Origin of the sequence: Hydrogenophilus thiooxidans, assembly GCF_019049855.1 — a bacterium.
Lineage (GTDB): Bacteria > Pseudomonadota > Gammaproteobacteria > Burkholderiales > Rhodocyclaceae > Hydrogenophilus > Hydrogenophilus thiooxidans.
In genome coordinates, this window is sequence record NZ_JAHLSY010000042.1 from 1 (window position 1) to 5,339 (window position 5,339).

General features: G+C 61.1%; 9 protein-coding genes. 4 read left to right on the forward strand and 5 right to left on the reverse strand.

Translation table 11 applies throughout. From position 1 onward, the window contains the following. Positions 1-148 precede the first annotated feature (148 nt). Both KUL93_RS10960 and KUL93_RS10965 read left to right on the forward strand, forming a co-directional pair. Complete coding sequence (locus tag KUL93_RS10960) at positions 149-652, forward strand: helix-turn-helix domain-containing protein (RefSeq protein WP_217127076.1); 504 nt, start codon at positions 149-151, stop codon at positions 650-652. Then, positions 603-1,256, forward strand: a complete 654-nt coding sequence (locus KUL93_RS10965; RefSeq protein ID WP_217127077.1) for an integrase core domain-containing protein — start codon at positions 603-605, stop codon at positions 1,254-1,256. Before KUL93_RS10960 ends, KUL93_RS10965 begins: the two co-directional genes overlap by 50 nt. 48 nt (positions 1,257-1,304) lie before the next feature. On the opposite strand, the gene KUL93_RS10970 is transcribed toward KUL93_RS10965, so the two are convergent. The 3 genes from KUL93_RS10970 to KUL93_RS10980 are packed head-to-tail and all read right to left on the reverse strand — an operon-like array spanning position 1,305 to position 3,158. Continuing rightward, positions 1,305-2,279, reverse strand: a complete 975-nt coding sequence (locus tag KUL93_RS10970) for an Rpn family recombination-promoting nuclease/putative transposase (RefSeq protein WP_217127078.1) — start codon at positions 2,277-2,279, stop codon at positions 1,305-1,307. Beyond that, a complete protein-coding gene (locus KUL93_RS10975; RefSeq protein WP_217127079.1) occupies positions 2,276-2,881 on the reverse strand; it encodes a hypothetical protein in 606 nt (201 codons plus the stop codon). Before KUL93_RS10975 ends, KUL93_RS10970 begins: the two co-directional genes overlap by 4 nt. After that, entirely contained in the window at positions 2,874-3,158 is a 285-nt protein-coding gene (locus KUL93_RS10980) for a hypothetical protein (protein WP_217127080.1), read from the reverse strand. The genes KUL93_RS10975 and KUL93_RS10980 overlap by 8 nt, the downstream gene beginning before the upstream one ends. Positions 3,159-3,179: 21 nt before the next feature. On the opposite strand from KUL93_RS10980, the gene KUL93_RS10985 reads away from it, so the two are divergent. Together KUL93_RS10985 and KUL93_RS10990 are read left to right on the forward strand one after the other, a co-directional pair. Next, positions 3,180-3,416: a type II toxin-antitoxin system Phd/YefM family antitoxin gene (locus KUL93_RS10985; RefSeq protein WP_217127081.1), complete on the forward strand. Its 237-nt coding sequence runs from the start codon at positions 3,180-3,182 to the stop codon at positions 3,414-3,416. A gap of 3 nt (positions 3,417-3,419) precedes the next feature. Then, positions 3,420-3,872, forward strand: a complete 453-nt coding sequence (locus KUL93_RS10990) for a PIN domain-containing protein (RefSeq protein ID WP_217127082.1) — start codon at positions 3,420-3,422, stop codon at positions 3,870-3,872. A 99-nt stretch (positions 3,873-3,971) separates the two neighbouring features. Here KUL93_RS10990 and KUL93_RS10995 read toward each other — a convergent pair whose 3' ends face one another. Continuing rightward, positions 3,972-4,184: a hypothetical protein gene (locus KUL93_RS10995; protein WP_217127083.1), complete on the reverse strand. Its 213-nt coding sequence runs from the start codon at positions 4,182-4,184 to the stop codon at positions 3,972-3,974. 208 nt (positions 4,185-4,392) lie between these two features. Continuing rightward, complete coding sequence (locus tag KUL93_RS11000; RefSeq protein WP_217127084.1) at positions 4,393-5,220, reverse strand: hypothetical protein; 828 nt, start codon at positions 5,218-5,220, stop codon at positions 4,393-4,395. Between the last annotated feature and the right edge of the window lie 119 nt (positions 5,221-5,339).

Here is a 5,339-nt window from a genome sequence, read left to right on the forward strand (position 1 = left end):
AGAAACGGGGCGAAAGCCAGCCGAAAATGGCGGCAAAAAAGACATTTCTTGCCCACCGAGGTGTGAATGTCGAAGGGATACGGTCACTCTCGCTCATTTTCAATCAAATGCTGATTTGTTCAGCGTGTCCTTAGGACAGAAGTGGGAAATGACACCGAAGGATGCCCAAGAACGGCTACGGATTCTGCAATTTTGGGAGCGGCACGGATTGAGCGCCACGCAAGAAGCATTTGGCGTGTCGCGTCGCACGCTGTATCGCTGGAAAGCGGCGTTGAAGGCCTCAGGGGGCAACCCTGCGGCGTTGATCCCCAAAGCGCCGATCGCCAAGCGCAAGCGCGGCAAGAATCGCGACCCGCGGTTGGTAAAGCGCATTCGCGAGCTGCGCACCCTTTATCCCAACCTGGGAAAAGAGCGGCTGCACCGGCTGCTAGCTCCGTGGTGTGCGGAACAAGGTATTACCCTACCTTCGGTATCGACCATCGGTCGGATCATTGCCGAAGCACCGGACAAGATGCGTCTCGTCCCAAAGCGACTCGATGCCCGTGCTCGCAAAACCGCTGCGGCCACGGGTACGCAAAGCCAGAAAACCCAAAGGGCTGAAAGTGCCCCCGCTGACCCTCTGGGCGCTGGACACGATCGAACGGGTGCGTGACGGCATACGGCGCTACATCCTGACCCTGGTCGATCCGGTGAGTCGCTGCGCGTTTGCATTGGCGCTCCCGCAAAAAAGCAGTCGAGCGGTTGCCGAAGCGTTCAAAGCGCTGGCTTCTGGTCAAGAAGGGAAGGCGCAACCGATCCAGCTTGCGGCGATATCGGACAATGGGTCGGAATTTCAAGGGGCGTTTGACGCAATGCTCGAATCGATGGGCCTGACGCACTACTGGACCTACCCGAAATCACCGCGTATGAATGCCCACTGCGAGCGCTTCAACCGCACCGTCCAAGAGCAGTTCGTCGATTGGCACGAAGATCTGCTCTTTACCGACCTCAAACTGTTCAACCAAAAGTTGGCCCAGTGGCTCATCGACTACAATACCGTGCTGCCGCACCACAGTCTCGACCTCAAGGCGCCGGTGCAGTGGCTCATGGAAAACCACAAAGAGTGCCAAAGGTACTGGACGAATACAATCCGCAAGGCCGTCAGCGAATGGCTCGCCCACCAGTCCCAGCCGCAGTGGCCGGAGATCGTGGTGGGATGGCTGATAGAAGAGAGCCGCGACCAACTGAAACCGCCCGTAGAGGATCCACCGGCATGAGGTAGTTGCCGGCAACAGCAAACCGTAGCGCGTCTATCCTGCCAACGGCTACTGCGGGTTGCTGCCAAAGACTGCGTCGAGCGACGGCGCGGTGATTGCTGCATCGAACCACGCCTCGATCTCCTCGAGCGAAGCGGCCGCAATCCGGGCTTCCAGCGCCGCCGGCAACGGCCCAAAGCGCTTGGCCAACAGACGCTTGAGCGCCAACGCCTCGCCTTCGGCCTTACCCTTTTGCAGCCCTTGTTGTAGCCCTTGCAGCATCCACTGCTGTGTCCAACTCTCGATGCGTTCGGCAAGCATGGTGTCGATCTCCAATAGGTCGGTGACGGTGGCAATCTCTTCGCTGCGGATTTTACGGCGCAACAAGCGCGCGATCCAGATGGTGAGACTGCGGCGCAACTCCTTTTGTTCCGGCTCGGAGAGCCACGCGATGAGGCTTTTGAGCACCGCGCGCAACTGCTCGGGCGTGCGCGATTGCTCCAGCCGAAACAGCGCCGCGGCCAGATTGCGCTGACTGGCAAGCGTCGTTTCGTCGTAGCGGTTCTCGTCGATCAAAAGATAGCGCAGCTGCGGCAGGTACGCTTCGAGCCCTTGCGGCGGCGCGGCAACGAGCTCGGCGAGCGACTCGGCCTCGCGCCACGGCGTGGTGCCGTTGTAGAGCACGATCGGCAGCACCGGCGGCAGCTGGCCCGTGGCGGTGAGTTCGCCACGCTTGACCAAATCCTGGTAGAGCAGCCCCACATAGACAAGGAGCCGCAGCGCCATGAAGCGATCCGAGCGCGACTGAAACTCCAGCAGCAGATAGAGGTAGAGCCAGGAGCGATTGCGCAGGCGCACGCGCCAGATCATGTCATCGTGCCGCGCCTTGCCACTTTCGGCAACGAAGCTGGCATTGACGCGCTCAAGGGTGGCAAAGTCGATCTCTTCACGCCACTGGCCCGGCACAAAGCCGGTGATGAGATCGCGCACCATCTCCGGATGAGCAAAAAGCAGCTTGTAGCCACTGTCGTGTTCGGGATTCACTGGCTGCGCTCCGTTCTCATCGCCTCAGCCGGGCAATGATAGCGCACAACGCCGTTACGACCGCCACGCACGCTCAAGGTGAATGGCAAAGCGGGGTTGTAGCAGCGCCGAGACCGTCTCGACCATGCCCAAGCGCGGCGCAACCTGCTGCCGACGGCGCAGCAACCACAGCGGTGCGATCTCACGCCCCTGGCGATGCAATACCATCCCTTTGCGCACGAAGACCCCGGGTTTGCCTCGCAGCGCTTTCGGCTACTGACTCTTGGAAATGACTGAGTCTTGGCGATTTGCGCCATGCGGCCGACGGAAATCGCCAGCTTGCTGGTCTTCTCGCCGCCCGTCTCCTGCAGCGCCATGAAGCGGTCGCGCGAATAGACGACGGCCACAAGACGCCGCGGTGTTGCCGGCAGCGCGCCGATGCCCTGCGCCACCCATGGCCGGCGCAGCGTGAAACGCTGCGGCAGCGTTTCGCGCACCGCATCGCGGGCATCCAGCGCCGTGCGGGTGAGTGCTTCGGCGATACCGACCTGGGCATGCCTGGGCAACTGTGCCAGCTGCTGGCCGATTCTCTCCAGATCGATTCTGAGCGTGAGTTCAAGCATCGGTGGCCTTGCGCGCTCGCTTGGCAGGCGCGGCAACGGCTTCGCGCGGCCCGACGACGACGCCAGCTTGCAGCGTCAGGTTGCGCTCGGCGCTGGCGGCATCGATCTCGATCACCAGACCTGGGGTGAACGAATGCGTGCCGCCGGCGCCAGTGAGAACCACCGGGCGGGTGACGAGAAGTTGCATGGGGAACTCCGAGAGCAGGATATCGTTACCGGCATCATCAAAGATCCACCCCTTGACGGCAAGCACGACAATCAGATAAAGTAGTGCCAAACACTACTTACGAGAAGCCCGATGAAAACCATCTCTGCCGGCGACGCCAATCGCCACTTTTCCAGCGTGCTACGCGATGTTGCAACCGGCGAGGTCGTGACCGTGCTGTCGCGCGGTAAGCCTGTGGCCACCATTTCCCCCGCCCCTTCTGGCGAGCCCGAACGTGAATCGGCCAAGCGCGCTTTACTCGAGCGGCTGCGTCAACAAAAACCCAGCGGTACTCGCAATTGGACGCGCGATGAACTGTACGAAGGCTGATCGGTGAGAGTCGCCCTCGACACCAACATCCTGGCCTATGCCGAAGGGATCGGCGATGAACGACGTTGCCGTATGGCCATCCAATTGGTCGAGCAACTGCCCAGCAATGAAGTGGTGCTGCCGGCTCAAACGTTGGGAGAACTCTCTCGGGTTCTGACGAGCAAAGCCAAACGCTCTGCCGAGCAGACGCGCGAAGCCGTGTTGAGTTGGGCAGACAGCTTTGCAGTGGTCGACTCCACCTGGGGTGCTTTCCAGTCGGCGCTGGATCTGATCGTCGACCATCAGCTGCCCATATGGGACGCCCTGATCCTAGCCGTCGCTGCAGAGAACCGCTGCCGATTCCTGCTCTCGGAAGATTTTCACGATGGCTTTACCTGGCGCGGCGTCACCGTGGCCAACCCGTTCGTCGCGTCGCGTTCGCCGCTGCTCATCCGGTTGTTGCGCATCACGAACTGAGCCCCGGCAGCAACACTGCCCACGCGGGGTTTGCGGTGGCCGCAATTATCAGCAGCACGGGATTACTGTACCTTGTGGGAGGGCAGCAGGGAGGTGGTGTCAGTTTTCGCATCGACCACTGGCTGCCAGATAAAACCGCAGCAGCTTTGGAGGCGCCAAGCGGGAGATCTCCAGTCCTTTGCAGATTCGCGCGAACACGGCTGAGCCCATTGGCTCGTGCGGTATCAGCTTGCCCTCCTTCACGCCGCGCAGCACCTTGTCAGCCGCTTCGATCCGCGCTTTGTGATAGACGACGAAGCTCTCCCGCTTCACGAAGGGGTGATCGCCCGGAGCGAGAATGCAAGACGCATCGTAAGCAAACCCTCTTTGATGCTGAAGAGCGAGACCATCAGCACAGACTTCACTCCCGTTGCGTCATCTACTGGGTCTGTCAGCAAGACGAATAAGTGTTTCCGGTCGGGATCGTTATCCGGCCCAGAAGGAACGAGCAACGTCGCCCGCCTGAGCGGGAGAAACAGGCTCATAGCGCCGCAAAGAGCCTGTCGACCTCTTGTTCCGCTTGGATTTGGGCCGCAAGTTCTTTTGCGGTCGTCGCGTCAAAGCTCACCGCTTGCGCCAACCGTTCGAACGGGATGGGGTAAGACGAGCCTTGCGGATCTTCCCACTCGGGGCAGTGCTTGTGCGTCCAGTCCCGGATCTCCCACTTACCCATCTTGTTGCTGCCGTGCTGGGTGTAGCGCACGGCAATGACCACGCGGCTGATCGCGCTGGCACGGTGAAAGAGGTGGTCTGGGCCAAAGAGCGATTCGGCAACCGCTTCGATATCGTCGTCGGCAGTGACCTTGAGGCTTGCGCGGTGCCGGAGGTTGTCCGGGCGGGCGTCGACTTCGACCACGGCAACGCGCTCGATGTCAAAGCCTGCGATGGTGGGCAGTGGCAGGCGCAAGGTGCGCATAAAGCGCCCCAGGTGGTATTGCTTGAGGGCAAGAGGCTTGCTGGAGAGGTCGAGCTTGAGCACCGTCTCGGCAAAGGCGCTGGCAAGTTGTTGGCGCACCGAGGGGCTGACCGAGAATACCTCGATGAGGCGCTCTTCTGGCGAGAAAAGCAAAGTGGCTTCGTTGAGCGGGCGATAGTAGCGCTCCTGCCGGCTGCCGTCGCTTTCTTGGTACTCGGCAACGCTTGCCAGTGGGCCGCCGTGGCGCACGATGAGCAGGTGCTGTGGGTGAGCCTGGGCAGAGCCTGCTTGGGGGGCGACGCGCAGATGGGTGACGGTGCAGCGCCCCGGAAGTTCGAGCCGGGTTTGGATTTGCTGCCGCAGCGCGTCTTGCAGGGTGTCGTCCCAGGTCAATTCGGCCGGGTTGTCGCCATCTGTCGATGGCCATGTAAAAATGACCCACCTTGGCCATCGAAATTGACCCACCTTCGTTACCCTGCCTCTGATGATGTTCATCAGGAGGCGAGTTGTGT

What these genes read in the sequence shown, in the direction of transcription:
- KUL93_RS10960 (WP_217127076.1), top strand. Translation starts at nt 149, where the DNA reads ATGACACCGAAGGATGCCCAAGAACGGCTACGGATTCTGCAATTTTGG.
- KUL93_RS10975 (WP_217127079.1), bottom strand. Translation starts at nt 2,881, where the DNA reads ATGCTTGAACTCACGCTCAGAATCGATCTGGAGAGAATCGGCCAGCAG.
- KUL93_RS10985 (WP_217127081.1), top strand. Translation starts at nt 3,180, where the DNA reads ATGAAAACCATCTCTGCCGGCGACGCCAATCGCCACTTTTCCAGCGTG.